Annotated in this window: 32 protein-coding genes; 13 read left to right on the top strand and 19 right to left on the bottom strand. The window is 69.5% G+C overall.

The features are described 5' to 3' along the window. The 4 genes from ACIPQB_RS22080 to ACIPQB_RS22065 form a co-directional block, all read right to left on the bottom strand. The coding region (locus tag ACIPQB_RS22080; RefSeq protein WP_446487401.1) for an RluA family pseudouridine synthase at positions 1-683 on the bottom strand (683 nt) is incomplete at its 3' end. Continuing rightward, positions 676-807, bottom strand: coding sequence for a hypothetical protein (locus ACIPQB_RS22075; protein WP_446487395.1), 132 nt, complete (start codon positions 805-807; stop codon positions 676-678). The genes ACIPQB_RS22075 and ACIPQB_RS22080, both read right to left, overlap by 8 nt. After that, positions 804-1031: a hypothetical protein gene (locus tag ACIPQB_RS22070; protein WP_446487394.1), complete on the bottom strand. Its 228-nt coding sequence runs from the start codon at positions 1029-1031 to the stop codon at positions 804-806. The genes ACIPQB_RS22075 and ACIPQB_RS22070 overlap by 4 nt, the downstream gene beginning before the upstream one ends. A gap of 70 nt (positions 1032-1101) precedes the next feature. Then, positions 1102-2403 (bottom strand): replication-associated recombination protein A, encoded by a 1302-nt coding sequence (locus tag ACIPQB_RS22065; protein WP_446487393.1) that lies wholly within the window; start codon positions 2401-2403, stop codon positions 1102-1104. 34 nt (positions 2404-2437) lie between these two features. Between ACIPQB_RS22065 and ACIPQB_RS22060 the strand changes: the two genes are divergently transcribed. Further along, complete coding sequence (locus tag ACIPQB_RS22060; RefSeq protein ID WP_446487392.1) at positions 2438-2854, top strand: VOC family protein; 417 nt, start codon at positions 2438-2440, stop codon at positions 2852-2854. A gap of 35 nt (positions 2855-2889) precedes the next feature. Here ACIPQB_RS22060 and tatC read toward each other — a convergent pair whose 3' ends face one another. From tatC to ACIPQB_RS22020, 8 genes are all read right to left on the bottom strand, one after another. Beyond that, a complete protein-coding gene (gene tatC / locus ACIPQB_RS22055; RefSeq protein ID WP_446487391.1) occupies positions 2890-3801 on the bottom strand; it encodes a twin-arginine translocase subunit TatC in 912 nt (303 codons plus the stop codon). Continuing rightward, positions 3798-4361 carry a Sec-independent protein translocase protein TatB gene (gene tatB / locus ACIPQB_RS22050; protein ID WP_446487390.1) on the bottom strand — a complete coding sequence of 188 codons (564 nt, stop codon included), beginning with the start codon at positions 4359-4361 and terminating at the stop codon, positions 3798-3800. Before tatB ends, tatC begins: the two co-directional genes overlap by 4 nt. Positions 4362-4502: 141 nt before the next feature. Beyond that, a complete protein-coding gene (locus ACIPQB_RS22045) occupies positions 4503-4727 on the bottom strand; it encodes a twin-arginine translocase TatA/TatE family subunit (RefSeq protein ID WP_446487389.1) in 225 nt (74 codons plus the stop codon). 177 nt (positions 4728-4904) lie between these two features. Next, on the bottom strand, positions 4905-5555 hold the full coding sequence (gene scpB / locus ACIPQB_RS22040; RefSeq protein WP_446487388.1) for an SMC-Scp complex subunit ScpB: 651 nt from the start codon (positions 5553-5555) through the stop codon (positions 4905-4907). Further along, positions 5552-6376 (bottom strand): segregation and condensation protein A, encoded by an 825-nt coding sequence (locus ACIPQB_RS22035; protein ID WP_446487387.1) that lies wholly within the window; start codon positions 6374-6376, stop codon positions 5552-5554. The genes scpB and ACIPQB_RS22035 overlap by 4 nt, the downstream gene beginning before the upstream one ends. Then, positions 6373-7398, bottom strand: coding sequence for a beta-N-acetylhexosaminidase (nagZ, locus tag ACIPQB_RS22030; protein WP_446487386.1), 1026 nt, complete (start codon positions 7396-7398; stop codon positions 6373-6375). The genes ACIPQB_RS22035 and nagZ overlap by 4 nt, the downstream gene beginning before the upstream one ends. Positions 7399-7411: 13 nt before the next feature. Then, positions 7412-8242 (bottom strand): cell division protein FtsN, encoded by an 831-nt coding sequence (gene ftsN / locus ACIPQB_RS22025; RefSeq protein ID WP_446487385.1) that lies wholly within the window; start codon positions 8240-8242, stop codon positions 7412-7414. A gap of 117 nt (positions 8243-8359) precedes the next feature. Beyond that, entirely contained in the window at positions 8360-9541 is a 1182-nt protein-coding gene (locus ACIPQB_RS22020; protein ID WP_446487384.1) for a deoxyguanosinetriphosphate triphosphohydrolase, read from the bottom strand. Positions 9542-9619: 78 nt separating this feature from the next. Here ACIPQB_RS22020 and ACIPQB_RS22015 point away from each other — a divergent pair, with 78 nt between their 5' ends. The 7 genes from ACIPQB_RS22015 (at position 9620) to ACIPQB_RS21985 (ending at position 14464) form a co-directional block, all read left to right on the top strand. Then, positions 9620-9952: a HesB/IscA family protein gene (locus ACIPQB_RS22015; RefSeq protein WP_446487383.1), complete on the top strand. Its 333-nt coding sequence runs from the start codon at positions 9620-9622 to the stop codon at positions 9950-9952. A gap of 174 nt (positions 9953-10126) precedes the next feature. Beyond that, positions 10127-10438, top strand: a complete 312-nt coding sequence (locus tag ACIPQB_RS22010; protein WP_446487382.1) for a hypothetical protein — start codon at positions 10127-10129, stop codon at positions 10436-10438. 137 nt (positions 10439-10575) lie between these two features. Beyond that, the gene (xth, locus tag ACIPQB_RS22005; RefSeq protein WP_446487381.1) at positions 10576-11364 is read left to right on the top strand and encodes an exodeoxyribonuclease III; all 789 of its coding nucleotides are present in this window, start codon (positions 10576-10578) and stop codon (positions 11362-11364) included. A gap of 61 nt (positions 11365-11425) precedes the next feature. Then, on the top strand, positions 11426-12268 hold the full coding sequence (locus ACIPQB_RS22000) for a hypothetical protein (protein ID WP_446487380.1): 843 nt from the start codon (positions 11426-11428) through the stop codon (positions 12266-12268). 71 nt (positions 12269-12339) lie between these two features. Next, positions 12340-12669 (top strand): hypothetical protein, encoded by a 330-nt coding sequence (locus tag ACIPQB_RS21995; RefSeq protein ID WP_446487379.1) that lies wholly within the window; start codon positions 12340-12342, stop codon positions 12667-12669. Positions 12670-12714: 45 nt separating this feature from the next. Beyond that, positions 12715-13065 (top strand): hypothetical protein, encoded by a 351-nt coding sequence (locus tag ACIPQB_RS21990; protein WP_446487378.1) that lies wholly within the window; start codon positions 12715-12717, stop codon positions 13063-13065. A 172-nt stretch (positions 13066-13237) separates the two neighbouring features. Continuing rightward, positions 13238-14464, top strand: a complete 1227-nt coding sequence (locus ACIPQB_RS21985) for a M1 family aminopeptidase (protein ID WP_446487377.1) — start codon at positions 13238-13240, stop codon at positions 14462-14464. A gap of 8 nt (positions 14465-14472) precedes the next feature. Here ACIPQB_RS21985 and ilvD read toward each other — a convergent pair whose 3' ends face one another. Both ilvD and ACIPQB_RS21975 read right to left on the bottom strand, forming a co-directional pair. Next, complete coding sequence (ilvD, locus tag ACIPQB_RS21980) at positions 14473-16203, bottom strand: dihydroxy-acid dehydratase (RefSeq protein WP_446487376.1); 1731 nt, start codon at positions 16201-16203, stop codon at positions 14473-14475. Between the two features lie 155 nt (positions 16204-16358). Continuing rightward, on the bottom strand, positions 16359-17222 hold the full coding sequence (locus ACIPQB_RS21975; RefSeq protein WP_446487375.1) for a LysR family transcriptional regulator: 864 nt from the start codon (positions 17220-17222) through the stop codon (positions 16359-16361). A 93-nt stretch (positions 17223-17315) separates the two neighbouring features. Here ACIPQB_RS21975 and ACIPQB_RS21970 point away from each other — a divergent pair, with 93 nt between their 5' ends. Then, positions 17316-18287, top strand: a complete 972-nt coding sequence (locus tag ACIPQB_RS21970) for a quinone oxidoreductase family protein (protein WP_446487374.1) — start codon at positions 17316-17318, stop codon at positions 18285-18287. Positions 18288-18471: 184 nt separating this feature from the next. On the opposite strand, the gene ACIPQB_RS21965 is transcribed toward ACIPQB_RS21970, so the two are convergent. Continuing rightward, positions 18472-19401, bottom strand: coding sequence for a Gfo/Idh/MocA family protein (locus tag ACIPQB_RS21965; RefSeq protein WP_446487373.1), 930 nt, complete (start codon positions 19399-19401; stop codon positions 18472-18474). A gap of 154 nt (positions 19402-19555) precedes the next feature. On the opposite strand from ACIPQB_RS21965, the gene ACIPQB_RS21960 reads away from it, so the two are divergent. Then, positions 19556-20059 carry an RcnB family protein gene (locus ACIPQB_RS21960; RefSeq protein WP_446487372.1) on the top strand — a complete coding sequence of 168 codons (504 nt, stop codon included), beginning with the start codon at positions 19556-19558 and terminating at the stop codon, positions 20057-20059. Between the two features lie 178 nt (positions 20060-20237). Further along, positions 20238-20606 (top strand): proteophosphoglycan 5, encoded by a 369-nt coding sequence (locus tag ACIPQB_RS21955; RefSeq protein ID WP_446487371.1) that lies wholly within the window; start codon positions 20238-20240, stop codon positions 20604-20606. A gap of 74 nt (positions 20607-20680) precedes the next feature. Here the strand turns inward: ACIPQB_RS21955 and gatB are convergent, their stop codons facing one another. Together gatB and ACIPQB_RS21945 are read right to left on the bottom strand one after the other, a co-directional pair. Further along, positions 20681-22177, bottom strand: coding sequence for an Asp-tRNA(Asn)/Glu-tRNA(Gln) amidotransferase subunit GatB (gene gatB, locus ACIPQB_RS21950; protein WP_446487370.1), 1497 nt, complete (start codon positions 22175-22177; stop codon positions 20681-20683). Between the two features lie 30 nt (positions 22178-22207). Beyond that, positions 22208-22606 carry an endonuclease domain-containing protein gene (locus tag ACIPQB_RS21945; RefSeq protein ID WP_446487369.1) on the bottom strand — a complete coding sequence of 133 codons (399 nt, stop codon included), beginning with the start codon at positions 22604-22606 and terminating at the stop codon, positions 22208-22210. A gap of 195 nt (positions 22607-22801) precedes the next feature. Between ACIPQB_RS21945 and ACIPQB_RS21940 the strand changes: the two genes are divergently transcribed. Further along, complete coding sequence (locus ACIPQB_RS21940) at positions 22802-23377, top strand: hypothetical protein (protein WP_446487368.1); 576 nt, start codon at positions 22802-22804, stop codon at positions 23375-23377. A gap of 66 nt (positions 23378-23443) precedes the next feature. Here the strand turns inward: ACIPQB_RS21940 and gatA are convergent, their stop codons facing one another. Together gatA and gatC are read right to left on the bottom strand one after the other, a co-directional pair. After that, positions 23444-24916, bottom strand: coding sequence for an Asp-tRNA(Asn)/Glu-tRNA(Gln) amidotransferase subunit GatA (gene gatA, locus ACIPQB_RS21935; RefSeq protein WP_446487367.1), 1473 nt, complete (start codon positions 24914-24916; stop codon positions 23444-23446). Next, positions 24916-25203 carry an Asp-tRNA(Asn)/Glu-tRNA(Gln) amidotransferase subunit GatC gene (gene gatC / locus ACIPQB_RS21930; protein ID WP_446487366.1) on the bottom strand — a complete coding sequence of 96 codons (288 nt, stop codon included), beginning with the start codon at positions 25201-25203 and terminating at the stop codon, positions 24916-24918. Before gatC ends, gatA begins: the two co-directional genes overlap by 1 nt. Before the next feature lie 101 nt (positions 25204-25304). On the opposite strand from gatC, the gene ruvX reads away from it, so the two are divergent. Next, positions 25305-25799: a Holliday junction resolvase RuvX gene (gene ruvX / locus ACIPQB_RS21925; protein ID WP_446487365.1), complete on the top strand. Its 495-nt coding sequence runs from the start codon at positions 25305-25307 to the stop codon at positions 25797-25799. The last annotated feature ends 110 nt before the right edge of the window (positions 25800-25909 follow it).

Raw genomic sequence — 25909 nt, 5'->3', positions numbered from 1 at the left:
AGCAACCGCCGGGCGACCGGCGCCCCGCCCAGCATCCGCCCCCCGCCCTCGCGGCTGTCGCCGGCGATCGGCCGGCCGATCGACGCCATGTGGACCCGCAGCTGGTGCATGCGGCCGGTGTCGGGGCTGAGCTCGACCAGGGCCGCCCCCTCCCCGGTCGCCAGGGTGCGGTAGCGGCTGCGGGCCGCCTCGGCCTCGGGGTGGTCAGGCGGGCAGACCCGCATATAGGCCTCGCGGCCGATCGACTCGCGGCGCAGCGGGCTGTCGATCTGGCCGCCGCGCGGCTCGGGCGCGCCGGGGGCGACGATGGCCAGGTAGGTCTTGCGGAACCGCTTGCCCATCAGGGCCTTGCCCAGGAAGGTCGCCGCCGGCTTGGTGCGGGCGGTGAGGATCACCCCGGAGGTGTCGCGGTCCAGCCGGTGGATCAGCCGCGGCCGCGGCCTGTCGCGACGGGCCAGGGCCCACAGCAGGTCGTCCAGCGTATGGGCCCGGATGCGGCCGCCCTGGCTGGACAGGCCGGCGGGCTTGTTGAGCACGAAGACGCTGTCGTCCTCGTAGATCACCAGTGACCGGGTGAAGGCGACCTCCTCCGGCGTCAGGGCGATGGGGGTGTCGGACGCCTTGGGCTGGGGCTGGGCGGGCGGGGTGCGGAAACGGGGGCTCGTGGCGTTCGACTTATTCAGCGTGATGCTTCCCCTCGCGACGCGCTATCAGGGCGTCGAGTTCGCGCCTGAGGAAAATGCCATAGATTCCAACCGCGATCCCGACAGGGCCGAGAATGCAGATCATGGCTTCCAGCGGGGTCATGACGTCTCTCCGTGGGGCGCAACATACCACGCCAGCACATGCAGGACGAGCGCCAGAACCATGCCCACATAGCTCGCCGCCTTGAACCCCGCCCCTTTGATATAGGGTTCGACGAACGAGGCCCCGACGATCGCATAAGCATAGGTCGTCAAATTGGCGGTGAGGAGTTTGAGGCGCACCTTGAGATGCGCTTCCTGCTCAGCACTGCGTATCAGACGCGGCATCCCTCGCCCTCGAAAACAAATGGAACGAAACGGAAACATGAATTCAGGATGAATTCAACACCGCAACGTCCTACTTCCCCTCCCGCCGCAAGGGGTTCCAGGCGTCGAGCCGTTCCTTGACCTTGGCCTCGGCCCCGACCGGCTTGGGGTCGTACAGGTTGGGCCGGGCCATGCCGTCGGGGAAGTAATTCTGGCCCGACACCCCGCCCTCGACGTCGTGGTCGTAGGCGTAGCCGTCGCCATAGCCGAGCGACTTCATCAGCTTGGTCGGGGCGTTGAGGATGTGGGCCGGCGGCGGCAGGCTGCCGGTCTCCTTGGCGGCGCGGCGAGCGGCCTTGTAGGCCGTGTAGACGGCGTTGGACTTCGGGGCGCTGGCCATGTGGACCACGGCCTGGGCCAGGGCCAGCTCACCCTCGGGCGATCCCAGGAAGTCGTAGGCGTCCTTGGCGGCGGTGGTCAGCAGCAGGCTCAAGGGATCGGCCGCGCCGATGTCCTCGCTGGCCATCCGCACTAGGCGGCGGGCGATGAACAGCGGGTCCTCGCCGCCCTCCAGCATTCGGGCCAGCCAGTAGAGCGCCGCGTCCGGATCGCTGCCGCGCACTGACTTGTGCAGGGCCGAGACCAGATTGTAGTGCTCCTCGCGGTTTTTGTCGTAGGCCGGGCGGCGCTTCTGCAGGAACTGGCCCAGCTGGGTCGGGTTGAGCGGTGTGTCCGTGCCCACCGCCAGCAGGGTCTCGGTCAGGGTCAGCAGATAGCGGCCGTCGCCGTCGGCCATGGCGACCAGGGTGGCGCGGGCGTCGGGATCGAGCGGCAGCTTGCGCCCCTCGGCGGTCTCGGCCTTGACCAGCAACGCCTCCAGCGCCTCCTCATCCAGGCGCTTGAGCACGAAGACCTGGCAGCGCGACAGCAGGGCGCCGTTCAGTTCGAACGACGGGTTCTCGGTGGTGGCGCCGACCAGGGTGACGATCCCCTCCTCGACGAAGGGCAAGAAGCCGTCCTGCTGGGCGCGGTTGAAGCGGTGGATCTCGTCGACGAACAGCAGGGTGCTCTGGCCGGCCGAGCGGCGCACCCGGGCCTGCTCGAAGGCCTTCTTCAGATCGGCGACGCCGGAGAACACCGCCGAGATCTGCATGAACTCATAGCCCCCGGCCTTGGCCAGCAGGCGGGCGATGGTGGTCTTGCCGGTGCCGGGCGGCCCCCAGAGGATCATCGAGGCCAGGCGGCGGGCGGCCGCCATCCGGCCGATCGGGCCGTCGGGGCCCAGCAGGTGCTCCTGGCCCACGACCTCGTCGAGGCTCTGGGGCCGCAGGCGGTCGGCCAGCGGGCTGGGCGCATGGGGCGTCAGGCCGGCGGCTTGGAAAAGATCGGACATGGAGTAGGTTTACTGAATAGCGGGAGGAACCACCATGACCAACGACGGCGACCCGACCCGAGGTCCCGAAACCGGGATCACCCCCTATCTCTCCGTGGTCGGCGGCCAGGCGGCCGTGGACTTCTACAAGCGGGCGTTCAACGCCGAGGAGACCTTCCGCAACACCGCCGACGACGGCGAGCGCCTGCTGCATTCGCGGCTGCTGATCAACGGCGACTGGGTGATGCTGTCGGACCACTTCAGCGAGATGGCCCATGGCGACTATGTCCCGCCGTCGGCGGTCACCCTGCACCTGCAGGTCGACGACGCCGACCTGTGGTGGAACCGGGCGGTCGAGGCCGGAGCGACGGTGCGCTTCCCGCTGGCCGACCAGTTCTGGGGTGATCGCTACGGCCAACTGGTCGACCCGTTCGGCCACAGCTGGTCGATCGCCTCGAAGATCAAGGCCTGACGACGTCGCTTGTAGGATGGCTGACGACGGCGGTCCTAGACCACCGCCACGTCGGTGCCCTGCCCGGCCTCTTCCTTGGCGCGGCGGCGTTCGATCAGCCACACGCACCAGATCGACACCTCATAGAGCAGGCACAGCGGGATCGCCAAGGTGATCTGGCTGATCGGATCGGGCGGGGTGACGATGGCGGCGATCAGGAACACCCCGACGATGGCGTAGCGCCGGCCCTCGCGCAGCAGCTTGGAGCTGACCAGCCCGGCCAGGCCGGCCAGGGCCAGCACCACCGGCAGCTGGAACGACAGGCCGAACGCCAGCAGCAGGGTCGTCACCAGGCTCAGATAGTCGGAGACCTTCGGCAGCAGCTGCACCTCGATCGCCCCGCCGCCGGTGATCTGCTGGCTCAGCGAGAACCACAGCACGAACGGCAGCATGACGAAATAGACCAGGGCCGCGCCCATCAGGAACAGTACCGGCGAGGCGATCAGGAACGGCAGGAAGGCGCGGCGCTCCTTGCGGTAGAGGCCCGGCGCGACGAAGCGGTACAGCTGCCAGGCGATCACCGGGAACGACACCACCACCGCCCCGAAGGCGGCCAGCTTCATCTTGGTGAAGAAGAACTCCAGCGGCGCGGTGTAGACGAACTTCAGCGTGCCGGTCCCGGCGTGGGGCACTTCCTTCAGGCCGATCAGGGCCAGCAGCAGGTCGAACGGGCCGTGATGGCCGCCGCTGGCCTTCTGGGCGGCCAGCAGTTCCGAGCCGACCTGGAACGGGTGCAGCAGGAACATGTAGATCGGGCCGGCATAGAAGAAGCAGACCATGAAGGCCACGGCCAGCACGGCCACGCAGATGATCAGCCGGGTGCGCAGCTCGACCAGGTGCTCGAGCAGCGGCGCGCGCGAGGCCTCGATCTCGGCTTCGTCGGGGTCGTGTCCGAGGGCCTGGGTCAAGAGATGATGTCCGATTTCCTGGAGGCCCGGGTCTTCTTCGGCGGCGGGGCCGAGATCTCGTCAGTCTTGCGGGCCGCGCGCTTGGCGGGGGCCTTGGCCGGCTTGATCTCGACCGCAGGTTCAGGCGTCGGCGCGGCCTTCGGCTTGGCCTTGGCCCGCGGCCGGGGCTTGGGCGCGTCGAGCGCGGCCGGTTCGGCGACGGCCGGCGATTCGGGCGCGGCGGCGGGCGGATAGGGCTGGACCGCGCCGCTGTTGAGACTGGCGTCGATCTCGGCGAAGGTCTCGTTGAGGCCGACGTCGCGGGCCGCGTCGGCGGCGTCCTTGAACGGCTGGATGTACTGGCCCGAGCGCATGGCCTGGACCTCCTTGCGCAGCTCGTCGAGCTCCGACTGGCGGGCCATCTCGTCGAAGCTGGCCCGGAACTCCGAAGCCATGCCGCGCATCTTGCCGACGAACTGGCCGATCTTGCGCAACAGGACGGGCAGGTCCTTGGGCCCGACGACGATCAGGGCGACGATCGCCAGGACGAGCAGTTCGGATCCACCGATATCAGGAAGCATAGCCGCCGGCCTTAGAGCGCTTTCCGGTCCGGGGGAAGCCCGACCGTCGCGCCGCTGTCAAAGTCACGCGCCCCGCCCCGCTTTCACGAGGCCCGAGGCGTTGGCGTGGCGGCGATTTGGGCCGCGCCACGCCGCCATCGCCTACGACTTGCGCAGGTCTTCCTTCTCGGCCTCGGTGCGCGGCAGCGCGCCGTTGGCCTTGTTGTCGGCGGTCTCGCTGCTGGTGTCGTCCTTCAGGCCGTCCTTGAAGGCGCGGATGCCCTTGGCGGCGTCGCCCATGATCCCCGACAGCTTGCCGGGACGCGCAAAGAAGATCGCGACAATGGCGGCCAGGACAAGCCAGTGCCAGATGCTCAAACTACCCATATCGCCATGCTCCTTCGCGTACGCGGCCCCCCGGGACCGGACGCACGCCATACCACAATATTTCACTTAATATAGGCGGTTGCGAGGCCGAGCGCCAAGCGCCGCCGGCCGCTTCACGGGCGAACGGCGAAATTGCCGCAGCGCGCCCTTCTCTCCTTGCGGGAGAAGGAAAGAACTTCAGGCCTCCCCGAGGAAATCCTGCGCGAATTCCGGCGCCTCGTCGCCGTCCTCCAGCGGGTCCTCGTCCTCGCCCGGGCGCAGGCCCATCGGGTCGGGCACGGTGAAGCCCGGCGGCAGGTCCAGGGCCAGCAGGCCGGCGGCGCGCATCTCGGCGATTCCCGGCAGGTCGCTCAAGGTCGCCAGGCCGTAATGCTCGAGGAAGGCGTCGGTGGTGCCGAAGGTCACCGGCCGCCCGGGCGTGCGCCGGCGGCCGCGCATCCGCACCAGGCCCAGCTCCAGCAGCACGTCCAGGGTGCCGCGGCTGGCCTGGACGCCGCGCACCGCCTCGATCTCGGCCCGGGTCACCGGCTGGTGGTAGGCGATGATCGCCAGGGTCTCCTGGGCGGCCTTGGACAGCCGCCGCGGCTCCTCGCGCTCCTCGGTCATCAAGAAGGCCAGGTCGACGGCGGTCTGGAAGCGCCAGCGGCCGGCCACCTGGACCAGCTCGATGCCGCGGCCGGCGTAGCGGGCGTGCAGGTCGGCCAGGGCCGCCCCGATGTCGGCGCCCTCGGGCAGGCGCTTGGCCAGGTCCTCGAAACTCAGCGGCTCGGCGGCGGCGAACAGCAAGGCCTCGATGCAGCGCTCGGTGAACAGAGGATCGAGGGTCAAGCGATCGGCTCCAGCGGCTCGGCCCTCGTCCGCAGATAGACGTCCGAGAACGCCTCCATCTGCCGGGCCTCCAGCAGCCCCTCCTTCACCAGCTCCAGGCTGGCCGACAGGGTCGAGGCCAGGTAGCTGGCCGGGCTGGGGCCGTCGGGATCGTCCTCGTAGCGGTCGACCGGGGCGACGCCCGACAGGGTCGTCCAGTCGGCCATCTCTGGCAGCAGGGTGCGCAGGCGATCGCGGGCGTCCTCCAGCGGATAGGCCTGGGGCGGGCGCGGGGCGTAGTGGCGGCCGTGCTCGCGCTTGCGCTGGGTGATATAGGCGGTCATCAGGGCGTAGAGGTCGCCCTCGAACCGCGTCGAGGAGACGATCTTCACCGCCTCCGGATCGCCGCGCATGAACACGTCGCGCCTGAGGATCGGCCGATCCTTCAGGGCCTCGACGGCCTTGCGCATCACGTCCAGCTTGGCCAGGCGGAAGGCCAGCTGGGCGGCCATCTCCTCGGCCGGCGGCTCCTCGGCCTTGGGCCGCTCGGGCTTGGGCAGCAGCAGGCGCGACTTCAGATAGGCCAGCCAGGCGGCCATCACCAGATAGTCGGCGGCCAACGAGAACCGCACCCGGCGGGCCTGCTGCACGAAGGCCAGGTACTGCTCGGCCAGCTTGGTGATCGACAGCTGCAGCAGGTCGACCTTCTGGCTGCGCGCCAGGGCCAGCAGCACGTGCAGCGGACCTTCATAGCCGTCGATGTCGATGACCAGGGCCGCGCCGTCCTCGGCCGCCGCGTCGGCGGCCTCGAAGTCGAGGGTGGGCTGGAAGCCCGTGCTCACGCAAAGCGCCCTTCGAAGGCGGCGTCGAAGCGGGCGCGGGCCTCCGCCACGTCCAGCGGCTCGGGAACCTTGACCAGCCGCCCCATGACCGCCTGCACCCGGCGGCGGGCCTCGCGCGACAGCTTGCCGACGCCCGACATCACCGCCTTCATCTCGGCCATGTCGCCGTTGCAATGCAGGACCATGTCGCAGCCGGCGGCCAGGCTGTCCTTGGCCCGCTGCCGGAAATCGCCCGACAGCGCCTTCATCGACAGGTCGTCGCTCATCAGCAGGCCGTCGAAGCCGAGGGATTCGCGGATGATCTTGCGGATCGCCTTCTTCGAGGTGGTGGCCGGACGGCTGCGGTCGATGGCCGTGTAGACGACGTGAGCGGTCATCGCCATCGGCATGTCCGACAGCACGCGGAACGGCGCGAAGTCGCGGGCCTCCAGTTCGGCCAGCTTGGCCTTGACCACCGGCAGCTCCAGGTGGCTGTCGCTCATCGCCCGGCCGTGGCCGGGGATATGCTTGATGATCGGCAGCACGCCGCCGGCCAGCAGGCCCTCGGCCGCCGCCCGGCCCAGGGTCGCCACCTGCTCGGGGGTGTCGCCATAGGCGCGGTCGCCGATGATCTCGTGGCCCTTGGGATCGGGCACGTCGAGCACCGGCACGCAGTCGACATTGACGCCCAGCGACAGCAGGTCATGGGCGATCAGCCGCGCGCCCAGACGGGTGATCTCGCGGGCGACCAGCGGGTCGTTGGCGACCAGCTCGCCATAGGCCCGGCCGGGCGGATAGGTCTTCCAGTGGGGCGCGCCCAGGCGGGCGACGCGGCCGCCCTCCTGGTCGATCAGGATCGGCGCCTCGGCCCGGCCGACCGTGGCCCGCAGGGCGGCCGTCAGGGCCCGCACCTGGTCCGGGCTCTCGATATTGCGCCGGAACAGGATGAAGCCCCACGGCTTCACGTCCCGGAAGAACGCGACCTCTTCCGCCGTCAGGGTGGTCCCGGCGCAGCCGAGGATGGCGGCGGAGATGCTGGCCAAGCGACCTGCTCCCTTACTTCACGAAGCAGGATTTGCCGGCGGCGCTCAGGGCGTCGCAGAAGGCCTTGGCCTCGGCGCGGCTGGCGAAACCGGTGACGGCGGTGCGGTAGAGCGTGGCGCCGTTCTTGTCGATCGCCTCGACCTTCTTGCCCTTGCCGGCGGCCATCCCCGGAGCGATGCGGGCGGCGTCGGCCCAGGCCTTGTCGGCCAGGGCGGTCGAGGACAGGGCGCCGATCTGCACGCTGGCCGGGCCGCCGGCCGAGGCGGCGGCGACCGCCGTCGGCGGCTTGGCCGCACCGATGGGCGGTTTGGGCGCGCCAATGGGCGGCTTGGGCGCGACCGCGGCGGTGGCCAGGCCTTCGATGGTCGGCGAGCGGGCGGGCGGCTTGGCGGCGGCGGGAGCGGCCGAGACCGGGGCGCTGGGCCCCGCCGGAGCCGGCTTGGCCGGGGCCAGGGTCGCGGTCTGCACCGGCGCGGTCGGCGGCGGCGCGGCCGGACGCGGCAGCGGCGCCTCGGGCTGTGCGGCGAAGGTCGGCGAGGCCTCGGGCGTCTCGTTCTTGTAGATCTGCAGGCCGGCGGCCGGATCGGTCGGCTGGGCGGTTCCCGCCGCCGGAGGGGCCTTCACCTGGGCCACCGGTTCGCCGACCGTGCGCGGCGGCTCGTTGGCCCCCCGCACGCCGCCGCGATAGATCAGCAGCACCGCGACCAGCAGCGTGGCCAGGACCACGGCGCTGATGATCAGGGTCATGGGCAGGGGCCGGGAGCCGCGGACCGGCTGACGCGCGTCGAACGAGAGCGGCGCATCGGTGGGCGGCGTATAGGCGCCGCGGTGGGGATCGGACATTCGCGTCGAGGCTCCAGACTTCATGCGCGCGGACCGCCGAACAAAAAGCGAATCAGGCGCGCGCCACCGCAGTTTATCGAAGCCCGAGCCTAGCCAGAACCACTCCGAAAGCGCGGGCTAGTTCCAGACATCCAGCTGGAACAATTTCCGGTGCTCCTCGATGGCGAAACGGTCGGTCATGCCCGCGATATAGTCGCAGACCACGCGGGCGCGGCCGGCCTCGTCGCGGTTCTGCGAGCGGGCGAACCATTCCGTCGGCAGGACCTCGGGTTCGGCCAGAAACAGACTGAACATCTCGGCCAGAATGCGGCGAGCCTGGCTGCGCGTCCGGTTGACGCGCCAGTGGCGGTACATGCGGGCGTGCAGGAACTGCCGCAGGCGGGCCAGGTCCTCGGCCATGTCCGGCGAGAAGGCGACCAGGGCGTGGTCCAGGGCCCGCACCTCGTCGGCCGACGCCACGCCGGTGGCGGCGGCGCGCTGCAGGGTCTCGCCCATCACGTCGTCGACCATCGCCCCGATCATCCGCCGCACGGCCTCCAGCCGGGTCAGGCGCAGGTCCAGATCCGGACGCTCGCTTCGCACGGCCGCCAGGATCGGACCGATCAGCGGCACGTCCATCAGCTCGTCCAGGGTGAACAGCCCCGCCTCGACCCCGTCGTCGACGTCGTGGTTGTTATAGGCGATGTCGTCGGCCAGGGCCGCGACCTGGGCCTCGGCCGAGGCCCAGGTGTTCAGGCCCAGCTTGTACTCGGCGTCGTATTTGGAGATCGCCTTCCAGGACGGCTGGCCCAGCTTTGCGGTCACCGGGCCATTGTGCTTGATGATCCCCTCCAGGGTCTCCCAGGTCAGGTTCAGCCCGTCGAAGTCGGGATAGCGGCGCTCCAGCTCGGTGACGACGCGGAAGGTCTGGACGTTGTGGTCGAAGCCGCCATAGGGGGCCATCTTGTCCTGCAACTCATCCTCGCCGGCGTGGCCGAACGGCGGGTGGCCGATGTCGTGCCCCAGGGCGATGGTCTCGGCGAGATCCGAATCCAGTCCCAGGGCCGTGGCCAGCGAACGCGCCACCTGGGCCACCTCCAGCGAATGGGTCAGGCGGGTGCGGAAATTGTCGCCCTCGTGGGCGACGAAGACCTGGGTCTTCTCCTTCAGGCGCCGGAAGGCCGAGGTGTGGATGATGCGGTCGCGGTCGCGGGCGAAGGGGGTGCGCGTGCGGCTCTCGTCTTCCTGGAAGCGGCGGCCGCGCGACTTGGCCGAGTCCTCGGCGTAGGGGGCGCGCGGAACGATGAACGGAGACGACATGGGCGGCCTTTGCTGATCGCCCCCTTTCCCTGGGGCGCGGACACCCTCATATAGGCCAAGCACGGGTTTTCCACAGCCATGACCGACACCGCCGTAACGCTTTCTCCCAACGCCGCCCGCCGGCTGCACGCCATCTCGCAGATGGAAGGCCATCCGGTGATGCTGCGCGTCGCCGTCGACGGCGGCGGCTGCTCGGGCTTCCAATACCGCTTCGACCTGGTCGACAGCGCAGAGGCCGACGACCTGAGGGTCGAGCGCGACGGGGCCGCGGCCCTGGTCGACGTGGTCTCCCTGGCCCTGCTGAAGGGTTCGGAGATCGATTTCGTCGACGAACTGGCCGGCGCCGAGTTCCGGGTCCGCAACCCCAACGCCAAGTCCAGCTGCGGCTGCGGCGTCAGCTTCTCGATCTAGGGCCTCGCGAGCTTTCAAATTCCAACGGTTGATCTGCGCAGCGTCTCTCGCTAAGGAAGAGGAACAAACCATAAACACGCAAGCAGCGGAACGGAAGCGGACGCCGGCGGGAAGAAGATGGTCGCGTCGAAAAGCCAATTGAATTCGAACCCTGTCGATCGCAGGATGAACGCCATGACGCGCGAAGAGATGGACGCCAGGCTGGAGGCCGCGGAGGCGCGAAGCGAGACACGCTTCGTCGAACTCAACAGCAAACTCGACCGCTTGGGCGAAATCCTGACCGGCGACCAGGGTTTCATAGCGCAGATGAACGCCTTGAAGGCTGAAAACAAGGCCGACAACAAGGCTACGCGATGGACGGTTGTCATTACCATGATCACCTCCATCCTGGCTGCGGCGGCCTTGGTGATGAGCGTCCAGGCCAATCTGCTGTCGGCCTTCCAAGCCGGACAGGCCGTGGGCGCTTCGCCGCGGGCTCCGCGCTAAGGACTTGAGGCTGGGGGGATCGCGTCGGCACCTGCCAGACCCACCGCTCATAGCCCGCGGCCAAGTGAAATCCCCAAACCGCGACTTGAGCGCCCGGCCCATGCGCCCTAGCCTCCGCCCGCCTCACGGAGCCTTCGATGCGCATCGCCACCTGGAACGTCAATTCCATCAACGCCCGTCTGGACAACGTCCTGGGCTGGTTCGAATCGGCCGCGCCCGACGTCGCCGTGCTGCAGGAGATCAAGTGCCTGGACGAGAAGTTCCCGGCCGAGGCCTTCGAGCGCCTGGGCTACAACGTCGCCGTCCACGGCCAGAAGACCTATAACGGCGTGGCCATGCTGTCGAAGTTCCCGCTCGAGGAGGTCCGGCGCGGCCTGCCCTTCCTGGATGACGGCGAGGTCGACGAGCAGGCCCGCTATATCGAGGCGGTGATCGGCGCGCCGACCCCGGTGCGGGTGGCCGGCATCTACCTGCCCAACGGCAACCCGCTGGGCACGGAGAAGTTCGCCTACAAGCTGGCCTGGATGCGGCGACTTCAGGCCCACGCCCGCGGGCTGCTTGAGCTGGAGGAGCCGCTGGTCATCGCCGGCGACTACAATGTCATCCCAGAGGCCGAGGACGTGGCCAATCCCCAGGCCTGGCTGGGCGACGCCCTGTTCCAGCCGGAAAGCCGCGCCGCGTTCCGGGCCCTGAAGAACCTCGGCTTCACCGACGCCTATATGCAGGCCGATGGGACGCCGGGCGGCTACACCTTCTGGGACTACCAGGCCGGGGCCTGGCCGCGGAACCTCGGCATCCGCATCGACCACCTGCTGCTGTCGCCCCAGGCGGCGGACAAGCTGGCCGGCGTGGTCATCCATCGCGACGAACGCGACCGGGAAAAGCCGTCGGACCACGTGCCGGTGGTCGCCGAGCTGAGGCTCTGATCCCGCTTCCGCGACGATGCTGGCCCTATTCGAAAACCGGGACTCTCGCTAGCCTGACCTCATGAGCGAACTCTGGCGTCTTTTGGTGCTCGTGACCTTGTCGGCGTCCGCCGTGACCTGCGCGGGCAGCGCCGCGATCTGGTTCATGGACGAGGACCGCCGAATCCGCCGGGCCCTGCGGCACGTGCTTAAGGGCGCCCCCGAGACGGTGATCGTCGCCAAAGGGCGCGGGCGCGGGGCCGGCTTCAACTTCACCAGCAACCAGGCCGCCGTGGCCTGGGACAGCGGCGCCTGGTGCCTGATCTACCGCATCGACGAGTTGATGGGCGCGGAACTGTCGGTCGACGGCCAGGTGATCGGCCGGGTCCATCGGGGCGAGCCGCGCCGGGCCATCGACCAGGTCGTCCAGCAGGCCGCCCGGGTGACCCTCAAGCTGATCTTCGACGACCCGCGCCATCCCGACTTCGAACTGGACCTGTGGCTGGAGGGCGACCAGCAGCGGCGCGAGACCCGCTCGCCGGCCGACGCCATCCAGGAAGCCAACCGCTGGCTGCTGCGGGCCGACGCCATCGTACGCCGGCCGCTGGCCCCCAAGACCCAACCGGTCGACCTGTCGCGCCCGCCGCCGGAGCCGGAGATCGCGCGCCCGGCCCGCGCCGAGCCGCCCAGGCCCTACCAGCCGGCGCTGGAGACCGTCGCGGCGGCCGCCGAAGCCCGTCCGGCCGCCACCGCCCCGCTGTTCGACACCCTCGACACCACCGCCGACCCGGCCGAGGCTCCCTGGGACGACGACCTGGACGACGAACCGCCGCTGGTGCTGGAAAAGCCCTACAAGCCGCTGTCGAAGGCCGCCCGGCCGCCGCGCGACGACCAGGACGAGCTGCCGTTCGACCTGGATGACTAAAGCGCCACCTGGCGTTGACAGGGGCCGATGCGGCGCCGCTAATGACGAGGTTCGCCTGGGAGTTTCGTCCGATGCGCCTCGTCCTCGCCGCCGCTACGATCGGCGTCCTGCTGGCCGGACCAGCCTTGGCCGCGCCGCAGCCGCTGGCGCTGAACCCCGCCGACCTCGATCGCGACGGCGCGGTCAGCCCCGAGGAAGCCGCCGCCTGGCTCGACCGCGATCGGGGCGCCATCATCCCCGTCCGGATGCCAGCCCCGGCCCGCGCCGCGGCGGCGGTGGAACAGCGTCGGACAATGTTCGACCAGGGCCTGCTGCGCCCCAACGATTTCCGCGCGCCGGCGCCGGAGGATCGGCCGCCCGAAGAGCTGTTCTACAAGGATTTCAGGAAGATCAAGAAGTAGGCCGGGCGGCGCTCGACGCTGCTTTCAAAACCGTGGGAGATCCGGATGTCCGTTTCGCGTCCCATCACAGCCCTGGCGCTCGTCGCCGCCCTGCTGGCTCCAGGCCTGGCCCTGGCCCAGCAGCCCCTGCGCCTGCGGCTCGACCCCGCCGACGCCGATCATGACGGACGGATCAGCGACGCCGAACGCGCGGCCAGCCTCGCTCAGACCGTGGCCGACATTGCGCCCGTCGCCAAACCGGCCAATCTGCGGTCCCGGATCCGGCCGGCCGCCTACACTCCCAAGCCCGGCCCCCTGGACATGGCCCGGCGGGTCGTCCCGCCCAGCGAATTCGAGACCGTGCTGGAGTATCGCTTCTACCGCGAGGTCGAGCGGCGCGGAGAGAGCACGTTCTAGCTTCATCGTCCGCTCATGGCGGACAGCCGCCGAAACGCGGTTTCGCGCGCTCGCGACGGCTGTCGCCCTGATCGGGCTGACGAGCCCCGGGCTTGCCGACGCGTCGCCGGGCCAAGGCTTCGACGTCACGCGTTACGATCTCGCACTGACACCGGACATCCGGAACAGGACAGTGGCGGGACGCGAGACGATCACGCTTCGCGCGACGGGCGATCGGCTTCAGCGGCTCGGCTTCACCGGCAATGCGCTGAGCATCGACAGCGCGACCCTGGACGGCGTCCCCGTCGCCGCCAGCGTTCAGGAAGACGTCCTCAGCTTCGATCTTCCCAAGCCGCTCGCCCGCGGGCGCATCGTCAGGCTGGCGCTGACCTATCATGGTCGACCCGCGCGCGGCTTGTCCGGCTCGGCGACCTCCCTCTACACGACCTACTTCGCCTGCGATTGGATGATCTGTCCCCAAGACCGGTTCGGCGACAAGGCGGCGTTCTCATTGGCGCTTCGCGTTCCGACCGGAATGGATACGCTCTCGGTCGGCCGCCTGATCGCCAGGGCCCCGACTCGCGACGGCGGCGAAGTTCATAGGTGGAAGGCGCCCCGCCCCTATTCACCCTACCTCTTCGGCTTCGCGGTCGGGAGATTTGCGCGCGCTGGCGATCGGATTGGATCGGCCAAGCTCTCCTATCTGAGCGACGTCGCCGACACGGCCGAGCTGAAACGGCGGTTCGCCGAGACAAGTCAGATGGTTCAATTTCTTTCCGACAGGGCTGGCGCGCCGCTCCCCGTCTCTGAGTACAGCCAGCTTCTGGTCGAGGGCCGCGAGGCGCAGGAAGCGGCCACCTATTCGGTCCTTGGCGTCGACGCGCTTGCGACGAAGGCGGATGATCCGACGGAGGACTGGGCCGTCGTGCATGAGCTCGCCCACCAATGGTGGGGTAATCTCGTCACCTGCGCGACACTGCAGGACTTCTGGCTCAATGAGGGGATCACCACCTTCATGACCGCCGCCTGGAAGGAGCACCGATACGGGCGCGCCGCCTATGACGCCGAACTGGCCGTAGCGCGGGGCCGGCTCGACAAGGCGCGGGCGGCGGGCTTCGACAAGCCGCTGGCCTGGGACGGGCGCTATCCCAACTTGGCGACGCGGCGCGCGGTCCAGTACAGCAAGGGCGCGCTTTTCATGGACCATCTGCGCGCCATCCTGGGCGAAGACGCCTTCTGGGCCGGCCTGCGGCGTTATACCCGCAAGCACGCGGGCGGCCTGGTCACAAGCATGGACTTGGAGAAGGCGATGGAAGCGTCCAGCGGCCGGGATTTGCACCCGCTCTTCTCAGAATGGGTGTCCGGCGCCGACAACGCTTCGGAACCTCCTCCTCCAGCCGCCCCGGCGCCCGCGTCGTAGATTTCCGCTCAGATATCCGCGTAGACGTGGGTTTCCTTCGCCGCGCCGGGATGGGTCGTGGCGCCCAGATAGGCCGGCCCGACCAGCTGGGCGAACTTCCAGATGGCGCCGCTGTTGTAGTCGTGCCCGCGCGGCTGCCAATGGCGACGACGGTTCTCCAGCTCGATCGGGTCGACCTCGAGGTCGATCGTGCCCTGGGTGGCGTCGATGCTGATGATGTCGCCGTCCTGGATCAGGGCGATCGGCCCGCCGACGGCGGCTTCCGGACCGACGTGGCCGACGCACAGGCCTCGCGTGGCCCCTGAGAAGCGGCCGTCGGTGATCAGGGCGATGTTCTCCACGCCCTGGCCGTAGATCGCGGCGGTGGTCGACAGCATCTCGCGCATGCCCGGCCCGCCCTTGGGGCCTTCGTAGCGGATGACCAGGACGTCGCCTTCCTTGTAGTCGCGGTTCGACACCGCTTCGAAACAGGCCGCCTCGCCGTCGAACACCCGGGCCGGGCCGCGGTGCACCTGGTGCTTGAGGCCGGCCACCTTGACGATGCCGCCGTCGGGAGCCAGCGAACCCCACAGGCCGACGACGCCGCCGGTGGGCGACAGCGGATTGGAGACCGGGCGGATGACGTCCTGGTCGTCGCGCCAGACCACGTCGGCCAGGTTCTCGGCCAGGGTCTTGCCGGTCACGGTCATGACGTCGCCGTGCAGCAGGCCGGCGTCCAGCAGGGTGCGCAGCAGCATGGGCACGCCGCCGGCCTCGCCCATGTCCTTGGCGACATAGCGGCCGCCCGGCTTGAGGTCGGCGATGTAGGGCGTGCGGGCGGCGATCTCGGCCACGTCCTTGAGGGTGAACTCGATGCCGCACTCGTGGGCCATGGCCGGCAGGTGCAGGGCGCCGTTGGTCGAGCCGCCGGTTGCGGCGACGACGACAGCGGCGTTCTCGAAGGCCTGGCGGGTGCAGATGTCGCGCGGGCGGATGTTCTGCTCGATCAGCCGCATCACCGCCTCGCCCGAGGCGACGGCGTACTGGTCGCGGTCCAGGTAAGGGGCCGGCAGGGCTGACGACAGCGGCAGGGCCAGGCCGATGGCTTCCGACACGCAGGCCATGGTGTTGGCGGTGAACTGGCCGCCGCAGGCCCCGTCCGACGGACAGGCGTGCTGCTCCAGCTCGCACAGGGTCTTGGCGTCCATGGTTCCGGCCGCGTGGGCCCCGACGCCCTCGAACACGTCCATCACGGTGATGTCGCGGCCCTGGAAGCGGCCCGGCAGGATCGAGCCGCCGTACAGGAACACCGACGGCACGTTCAGGCGCAGCATGGCCATCATCATGCCCGGCAGGCTCTTGTCGCAGCCGGCGACGCCCACGAGGGCGTCATAGCCGTGGCCGCGCATGGTCAGCTCGACCGAGTCGGCGATGACGTCGCGGCTGACCAGCGAGCTGCGCATGCCCTCGTGGCCCATGGCGATGCCGTCGGTAACGGTGATGGTGCAGAACTCGCGCGGCGTGCCGCCGGCCGCCTTGACGCCTTGCGAGGCGGCGTGGGCCTGGCGCATCAGGGCGGTGTTACAGGGCGCGGCCTCGTTCCAGCACGAGGCCACGCCGACGAAGGGCTGGGCGATCTCGCGGGTGCCAAGCCCCATGGCGTAGTAATACGAGCGGTGCGGCGCGCGGGCCGGCCCCTCGGTCACATGCCGGCTCGGGAGTTTGGACTTGTCCCAGCTGCCGTCGGGGTTCTTGGTCATGGTCTAGGCCCTTGGAAATCGAGAGGCTGACCTACTCCAGCCGCCAAGCTGAAGGAAGGGGGCGTGGACGCAAAATCCGTTCCCGGAACGCCAGATCGAGGCCGAAAACCACCCCGCCGGGTGCGAACACATCGCAGAAGCGGCAAAATCGCGCGCTACACACCCAGCAGGCGGTCGCGATGGCGATGCAGGACGGCCGCGATGTGGTCGCCGACGGCCCGCACCGCGGCCGAGCGGCGCAGGTCCTCGTGCACGGCCAGCCAGAGGCCGCGATTGGGCGGCTTGTCGCCGGACCAGCGGCGCAGTCCGGGATCGCCGTCGGCCATGAAGCAGGGCAACAGGGCCACGCCCAGGCCGGCCCGCGCCGCCGGTTGCAGGATGCTCATGTCGTTGGCGCGAAAGCCGATGGGGCGGCCGGACGCGAAGGCCAGCAGCCATTCCTGCTGCGGCAGCCGGTCCATCTCGGCGTCATAGCTGACCAGCGACCAGTCGCCGTCGGGCCCGTGCGGATAGTCGGTCGCGGCGTAGAGCCCGTAGGCCATTTCGCCGACCTTGCGCGCCACGCTGGTCGGTTCGCTCGGAGCCTGCAGACGCAGGGTCAGGTCGGCCTCGCGCCGGGTCAGCGACACCAGCGAGGCCTCGCCGCGCAGGGTGACGGTGATCGACGGCTGAACGCGCCGCAGCTCGGCCAGGCTTTCGACCAGCATGAACATCGCCAGGGCCGGCGGGACGCTGACCACCACCTCGGCGACGCTCGGCTGGCGCTCGGCCTGGGCCAGGCGCTCGACCGCCAGCGCCCGGTCCTCCATGTCGAAGGCCAGGGCCGCGACCCGTTCGCCGGCGTCGGTCAGGGCCGTGCCGCGGCCGCGGCGCTCCAGCAGCCGCAGGCCCGTGCGCGCCTCCAGGGCGGCGATCCGGCGACCGACCGTGGCGTGGTCGACGCCCAGGGTCCGGGCCGCGCCCGACAGCGAGCCGATGCGGCCCACGGCGGCCAGGTGGCGAAGGTCTTCCCAATCCATCTATGCATTTTTGCACAGATCGTGTGCGATCCTACGGAATTTTCAGAGGATCGAAGACCTGCGAATCCTTGGGCCTCGAAGAGGAGAGACCCCATGGTCCGCAGCATCGAACTTGTCGGCGTCGGCGGCGTCGAACACCTGCAACCGGCCCGTCGCCCCCTGCCCGCGCCGGGCGAAGGCGAACTTCGCGTCCGTCACGCCGCGTCCGGCGTCAACTTCATCGACGTCTATTACCGGACCGGCCTCTACCCGATCTCGCTGCCCGCCGTGCTGGGCGTCGAGGGGGCGGGCGTGGTCGAGGCGGTCGGCGACGGGGTGACGGACTTCGCGCCCGGCGACCGCATCGCCTATGCCGGCGCGCCCCTGGGCGGCTACGCCGAGGCCCGCAACCTGCCGGCGGTCCGGGCGATCCGGCTGCCGGACGGCGTCGACACGCGGACCGCGGCCGGCGCCATGCTGCGCGGCCTGACCGTGCAGATGCTGCTGCGCGGCCCGCGTCCGGCGGCCCCGGGCTCGACCGTCCTGATCCACGCCGCCGCCGGCGGGCTGGGTCAACTGCTGACCCGCTGGGCCCGGCGCATGGATCTGTCGGTGATCGGCACGGTCAGTTCCGAGGCCAAGGCGAAGATCGCCCAGGCGGCGGGGGCCGAGCAGGTGATCGTCGGCCGCGACGCCGACTTCGTCAGCGAGACCCTGGCCCTGACCGGCGGCCGAGGCGTCGACGTCGCCTATGACGGCCTGGGCGGCGACTATCTGCGCAGGACCTTCGACGCCGTCACGCCCTTCGGCATGGTGGTCAATGTCGGCCAGGCCGCCGGTCCGATTCCGCCGGTCGCGGTCGCCGACCTCAGCCGGCGGGGCCTGGCCCTGTGGCGGCCCAGCATCATGGCCTATGTCGCCGACGTGCCGCGCTACCGAGCGGCTGCGGCCGACCTGCTGGGCGCGCTTGAGCGCGGCGACCTCACCGTCGAGATCGGCGGCGAATATGCGCTGGAGGATGCGGGCCAGGCCCAGGCCGACCTGGAGGCCGGGCGCACGACCGGGAGCCTGCTGCTGGTTCCCTAACGCGTGATCGTTGACGGCTGGGTCGCCTTTCACCCCGTCTCCCCGGCGACGGCCGGGGCCCAGGTTCAGCCGTCATGCTGGCCGCTTGTCCGAAATACCCCGCCCTATGATCTGGGCCCCGGCCTTCGCCGGGGAGACGGAGTAGGATGGACGTCTCTGCCTAGCCTCATTCCGCCGTAGCGGCTCAGCCGCAGGCCTGCTCCACCGCCAGGGCCAGGTCCAGCGCTCTCGCCGCCTCCTCGCCGGTGACCACCGGACGCGGGGCGTCGCCGCGCACCGCGGCCAGGAAGCCGGCGACGCTCAGGCCCAGCGGGTCCTGGCCGGCGGGGGTGGCGGTGAAGTCCTCGATCAGCGGGAACGGGGTGGTGTTGCGGAAGGTCCGGGCCAGGAAGTCGATCTCGACCTCTCCGGAGGGATAGACGACCTTCATGGTCCGCTCGCGGGCCTCGGCCACCCGCGATGAGTCGAACACGGCGGTGAAGCCGTTGGCGAAGGTCGCCTCGGCCTTGACCCAGTCCAGGGAGGTCGAGCGGGTCACCGCCCCCTCGCCTTCCACCGTCACCGGGTCGGCCGCGCACAGGGCCAGGGCCAGGTCGATGTCGTGGATCATCAGGTCGAGCACCACCGAGACGTCGAGATTGCGGTCGGACGGCGTGCCGCGCCGCACCGCTTCCAGGCGCAAGGGCTGCTCGGGAATGTCCAGCAGGCCCATGGCCTGGAACACCACCCGCTCCTGGTGGCCGCAGGCCAGGGCCAGGCCGCGCTTGGCGGCCTCGCCCACCAGGGCGTCGGCGTCGGCCGGGGTCACGGCCAGCGGCTTTTCCGAATAGACCGGCTTTCCGGCCCGCAGCGCCGCCAGCACCGCCGGGGCGTGATGGACGGCGGGGGTGGCGACGGTGACCACCTCGACGGCGGCCAGGAAGCCGGCCAGGTCGTCGAAGGCTTCGGCGCCCAGCGGCTGGGCCAGGGCCCGGGCCCGGGCCAGGTCGATGTCGTACACCGCCGCCAGGGTCACGCCGGCCAGTTCGGCGTACTTCTTGGCGTGATAGCCGCCGAACACGCCGGCGCCGATGACGCCGGCCTTCAGGGCGCGGACTTGGGGAGCTTGGGTCATGGCCGGCTGTCTAGCCGGTTCGCCCGGATGCGGGAAGCGCCCGGACACAGCCTGACGGCGCCGTTCAGATCAGGTTCAGCCGAAGAGGCGGAGATTGAAGGCCGAGGTCGAGGGAAATGGCGGTCCGCGGATCGTCAGACCAAAAGGAGACGACATGAAACGTCTGTTGCTCACCATCGCCGCCATGGCCGCCGTGGCCGGGCCGATGGCCATGGCCGGCCAGGCGTCGGCTCAGGATCACGGACGCTGGGACCACCATGACCGCGGCGACCACGACCGCGGCGATCGCTGGGATCGGGGCGACCGCTGGGATCGCCACGACAACGGCCGCCATCGTGGATGGGACCGCGACCGCTGGGACCGGCACGACCGCTGGGATGACGGCCGCCACAACGGCTATTACTACAACAACCGCTGGAGCTACGGCCCGCCGCCGGCCTATTACTACGGCCGCCCCGGTTTCCGCCCCGGCTATAGCGCCTGGCGTCGCGGCGGCTACCTGCCGCCCTATTATCGCGGCGACACCTATGTAATCCGCGACTACGGCCGCTATCGCCTGCGTCCGCCGCCGCGTGGCTATTACTGGTATCGCACCGGTAACGACTATGTGCTGGCGGCCATCGCCACCGGTCTGATCTTCGACATCATCAACGACTAGACGAATGTCGACCTGACGCCTCGGCGGCGTTCCTGGACTGGACCTGGGAGCGCCGCCCTCGCCGTATCCTTGCCATGAATGCGACTAAAACGCCTGATTGACGGGCCAATCCCACCGCATTCGAGGGCCAGCGTCGGTCTCGTGTCACTTTCCGACGCGACAGCAACAAGACGCTCCCATGATCAACCTCCGCATCTCGGCCGCCGTCCTCGCCCTGGCCGCCGCCGGTTACGCCGGATCGGCCCTGGCCCAGCAGACCGCCCCGGCCACCGACCCCTCCGCCCAGACCACCCAGAGCGCGCCGTCCTCCTCGATGACCGATCCCTCCGCCTCATCGACGTCCTCGACGACGGGCACGGATTCGACCCTGGCCGCGCCCCAGGCCGACTCCGCCTCCGCCAGCGGCTCGCCGACCTCGGCCACGGCTTCGGACCCCAGCGCCAGCGGTACGGACGCCACCGCGGCCAAGCCTGAGAAAAAACACAAGAAACACCACAAGTCGGACGCCGAAGCCGGCGCCGCCACCTCGGAAACCCCCAAGCCGTAAGGCGGCGTTCCGCGGACAAAAAAGGCCCGCCGCATCCGCGGCGGGCCTTTCTTATGCCTGCGGGGTCGGCGGGCTCAGAGCCCGAGCTTGGCCTTCAGCAGGTCGTTGACGGTGGCCGGATTGGCCTTGCCGCCGGTCTCCTTCATCACCTGGCCGACGAACCAGCCGATGGCCTGGGGCTTTTCCTTCACGGCCGCAGCCTTGTCGGGATTGGCCGCGATCAGCTTGTCGATCGCCGCCTCGATGGCGCCGGTGTCGTTGATCTGCACCAGGCCGCGTTTCTCGACGATCTGCGCCGGACGGCCCTCGCCGGCCCACATGTGCTCGAAGACCTCCTTGGCGATCTTGGAGCTGATGACGCCGGTCTCGATCAGCTCGACCAGCTGGGCGATGTCGGCGGCCGGCAGCGGCGAGGCGGCGATCTCGCGGCCGTTCGCCGACAGCTTCGACAGCAGTTCGTTGGTCACCCAGTTGGAGACCAGCTTGGCGTCGCGGCCCTTGGCGGCGGCCTCGAAATAGTCGGCCCGGTCGCTTTCGATGATCAGCACGCCGGCGTCGTAGGCCGACAGGCCGTACTGGCTCTGCAGCCGCGCCTTCTTGGCGTCCGGCAGCTCGGGCAGGGTCTCTTCGATCGACTTGACCCAGGCGGGGTCCAGCACCAGCGGCAGCAAGTCCGGGTCGGGGAAGTAGCGGTAGTCGTGCGCCTCTTCCTTGCTGCGCATCGAGCGGGTCTCCAGCTTGTTCGGGTCGAACAGCCGGGTCTCCTGGTCGATCTTGCCGCCGTCCTCCAGGATCTCGATCTGGCGACGGGCCTCGTATTCGATGGCCTGCTGGATGTAGCGGTAGGAATTGACGTTCTTGATCTCGCAGCGGGTGCCCAGGTGGCTGAAGCTGCCGGTGGCGCGGAACTTCTCGTAGTCGCCGGGGCGGCAGACCGAGACGTTGACGTCGGCGCGCAGGTTGCCCTTCTCCATGTCGCCGTCGCAGGTGCCCAGATAGACTAGGATCGTCCGCAGCTTCTTGACGTAGGCGGCGGCCTCTTCCGAGGTGCGCATGTCGGGCTTGGAGACGATCTCCATCAGCGCCGTGCCCGCCCGGTTGAGGTCGACATAGGTGGCGTTCGGGTCCTGGTCGTGCAGCGACTTGCCGGCGTCCTGCTCCAGGTGCAGGCGCTCGATGCGCACGTCGAAGGTCGTGCCGTCGTCACGCTCGACGGTCACCACGCCCTCGCCGACGATCGGCTGGTCGAACTGGCTGATCTGATAGCCCTGCGGCAGGTCGGGGTAGAAGTAGTTCTTGCGGTCGAACCGGCTCTTCAGATTGATCTGCGCCTTCAGGCCCAGGCCGGTCTTGACCGCCTGTTCGACGCAGAAGCCGTTCAGCACCGGCAGCATGCCGGGCATGGCCGCGTCGACTAGGCTGACCTGCTGGTTCGGCCCCGCACCGAAGCCGACGGCGGCGCCGGAGAACAGCTTGGACTTGCTGGCCACCTGGGCGTGGATCTCCAGACCCAGAACGATTTCCCAGGGGCCGGTGCGGCCTTGGATCTGTTTGGCGGCGGTTTCGGTCATGTCTCAATTCCTGGCCGCGCGGGCGGCCGACTAACTAAGATCCCTTCCCTCCCCCTTGTGGGGAGGGTGGCCCCGAAGGGGTCGGGTGGGGCTCGCTGCGCTCAGGGCGTGACAAATCACATCCATGACGGCGTCGATATCCTCATGCACCGCGCGGGTCGCGAAGCGCAAGGTTTGGAAGCCTGAGCGGCTGAAAACTTGATCGCGACGGGCGTCGTGAGCCGCCTGTTCGAGCTCCTGATGGTGGGGCCCATCCACTTCGACGACGAGCCCTCGGCTCAGACAGACGAAGTCAGGATAATAGCCCAGGATCGGCCGCTGCCGTCGAAAGTGAAAGCCCTCGGCCCTCAAGGCCCGCAGCCGCACCCACAGGCGGACTTCCTGCGTGCTCATCGTTTTGCGCAAGGCTCTCGCGCGTTCGACGCTCATGGTGAAGCCCCACCCGACCCCTTCGGGGCCACCCTCCCCATAAAGGGGAGGGAAAGGGTGATTTATGACCTCCGGCGCATGCAACAAGAAAAACGACCAATTCTTGTCAGCGCCGCGGCCATTTCAGGTCGAGCGGAACCGCCGAGATCAACTCTCGTTGACTCCCTCAAAGCGTATATCGCTCAGGAGGAAATCATGGCTGTTCTTCAACTCGACGCCAACGAACCCTATCTGGACACCCCGGCGCGCAACGACAGTTCCGCGCTGTTTCCGGCCGCGCCGGTCTATGCTCGCCCGGCCAAGCGCAGGACTTCGTCCAACCTGGCCCTGGTGGTCGGCCTGCCGGTGGTCGCGATCGCCGCGGGCGCCCTGGCCTGGGGGCTGATGGCGCAGCGGGCCGAGACCCCGACCACGGGCACGCCGCCGGCCAAGATCGCCGAGGCCGCGCCCCCGGCCCTGCCGGAAACCGCCCTGTCGAAGTCCGCGCCGCAGCCGCCCCCCGCTCCGGCGACTGAGGCCGCGCCGAAGCCGACCCAGGTCGCCCGCGCCGAGCCCGCGCCCGCCCCGCGTCCAGTCCCTGCCCGTCGCGCCGCCCCCGCCCGTCACGCGGCGGCGGCCAGCGCCCCCGCCGCCGAGTCGGCCGCCTCGAACGCCAGCGCCACGGTCGCGGCGCCTGCGGCGGCGCCGGCTCCAACCCCGGTGATTGCGGCCCCGAGCGCCCCGGTCCCCGCGCCGACGCCGGCTCCGGTCACGCCGGTCCAACCGATGTAAGGGCGTAAAAAAGGGCGGCTCCCGACGGGGCCGCCCTCCTTTTTCGGATCGCCGTCTACCGGCCGGTCACCACCACTTGTCGGCCTTGGCCTTGAAGCCCGCCGCCTTCTCCAGCGCCCCGGCCACCGAGAACACCGTGCCCTCGTCCAGCGGCTTGCCGATGATCTGCAGGCCCAGCGGCAGGCCGTTGGCGTCGAGGCCGGCCGGCAGGGACAGGCCCGGCAGGCCGGCGAGGTTGGTGGTCACAGTGAACACGTCGTTCAGGTACATGGCGATCGGGTCGTTGCTGTTCTCGCCCAGGCCGAAGGCGGCCGAGGGCGCCGTCGGGGTCAGCAGGGCGTCGCAGGTTTCCCAGGCCTTGTCGAAGTCCTCGGCGATGCGGCGGCGCACCTTCAGGGCCTTCAGGTAATAGGCGTCGTAATAGCCGGCGCTGAGCACATAGGTGCCGATCAGGATGCGGCGCTTGACCTCGTCGCCGAAGCCGGCGGCGCGGGTGTTCTCATAGACCTCGGTGAGGTTCTGGCCCTCGGCCCGCAGGCCGTAGCGCATGCCGTCATAGCGGGCCAGGTTCGAGGAGGCCTCGGCCGGGGCGACGATGTAATAGGCCGGCAGGGCGTATTTGGTGTGCGGCAGGCTGACCTCGACGATCTCGCAGCCGGCGTCCTTCAGCCAGGCGACGCCGTCGGCCCACAGCTTCTCGATCTCGGCCGGCATGTTGTCGACGCGGTATTCTTTGGGGATGCCGATCCGCAGGCCCTTCACCGACTTGCCGACGAAGGCCGAGAAGTCGGGCACTGGCACGTCGAGGCTGGTGGAGTCCTTGGGGTCGTGGCCGCACATCGAGGTCAGCAGCAGGGCCGCGTCCTCGACGGTCTTGGCGATCGGCCCGGCCTGGTCCAGCGAACTGGCGAAGGCCACCACGCCCCAGCGCGAGCAGCGGCCGTAGGTCGGCTTGATGCCGACCGTGCCGGTGAAGGCGGCCGGCTGGCGGATCGAGCCGCCGGTGTCGGTGGCCGTGGCCCCCAGGCACAGGTCGGCGGCCACGGCCGCGGCGCTGCCGCCCGAGCTGCCGCCCGGGGTCAGGGCCTGGTTGGAGCCGGCCTTGCGCCAGGGATTGGTCACGGGGCCGTAGCCGCTGGTCTCGTTCGACGAGCCCATGGCGAACTCGTCAAGGTTCAGCTTGCCCAGCATCACCGCCCCGTCGCGCCACAGCTGGCTGGTGACGGTCGACTCATAGGGCGGCACGAACGGTTCGAGGATCTTCGAGGCGGCCGTGGTCCGCACGCCGTTGGTGCAGAACAGGTCCTTGATCCCCAGCGGCGCGCCGTCCAGCGGGCCGTTGGTCCCGGCGGCGTAGCGGGCGTCCGAGGCGGCGGCCATCTCCAGCGCCCTGTCCGGGGTCTCGACCAGATAGGCGTTGAGCAGGCGCGCGCCCTCGACGGCGGCGATGTGGGCCTTGGTCAGCTCGACGGCCGAGAAGTCCTTGGCCTTCAGGCCGTCCAGCGCGCCCTTCAGGGTCAGCGAGGTGAGCGCACTCATTATTCGACCACCTTGGGCACGACGAAGAAGCCGCCCACCGACTTGGGGGCGTTGGCGGTGACGACCGAGGCGTCGCCCCCCATGGTCACCACGTCCTCGCGCAGCGGCAGGCCGGCGTGGACGACGCTGGTCAGCGGCTCGACGCCGTCGGTGTCGACCTCGGCCAGCTGCTCGATCCAGGTCATGATGCCGTTGAGCTCCTGGGCCAGGGCCTCGATGCGCTCTTCGGGTTCGGCGATACGCGCGAGCCGCGCGACCTTCCGCACGGTGGCGGCGTCAATGGCCATGGGGGCCTCCTGAAATTCGAGCGTGTGGGTTAGCCGTGCGAGGGGCGCTTTGACAAGCGCTTCCCTTGTCGGGAGGACGTCTGGGCATGTTATGAGGGGCGATGCCCGTGCTCGACATCGCCGAATTCGCCGCCGCCATCCCCGACTACCTGCCGATCGTCGGCCTGGATCCGGGCGAAAAGACCATCGGCGTGGCCGTGTCCGACGTCACCCTGACCGTCGCCAGCCCGCTGGCCCTGATCAAGAAGACCAAGTTCAGCGAGGACGCCGAGGTGCTGTTCAAGCTGATGGGCAGCCGCAAGGCGGCGGGGATCGTCATCGGCCTGCCGATGAACATGGACGGCACCGAGGGCGTGCGCTGCCAGTCCAACCGGGCGTTCGGCCGCAACCTGCTGCGCCTGCAGCCCCACCTGCCGATCACCTTCTGGGACGAGCGGCTGTCGACGGCGGCGGTGACCCGGGTCCTGATCGACGAGCACGACGTCAACCGCAAGCGCCGCGCCGAGGTCGTCGACAAGATGGCCGCCGCCTGGATCCTGCAGGGAGCGCTGGAACGCATGCGCGGCATCGCCGAGGCGGCGGGCAAGGGGTTTTAGGCGGGGTGAGGGAATAGATCCGTAGCGAGCGACCACGCTGCTGTGGGGATTTGGACGAGTTTGCCTTCAACAAACAGTGTCAAGGCAGTGAGAAGCACCCCTCCGAACCA

The sequence above is a fragment of the Caulobacter sp. LARHSG274 genome, assembly GCF_052871235.1.
Note: the sequence above shows the minus strand (reverse complement) of the source record. Positions and strands in the feature narration are given on the sequence as shown.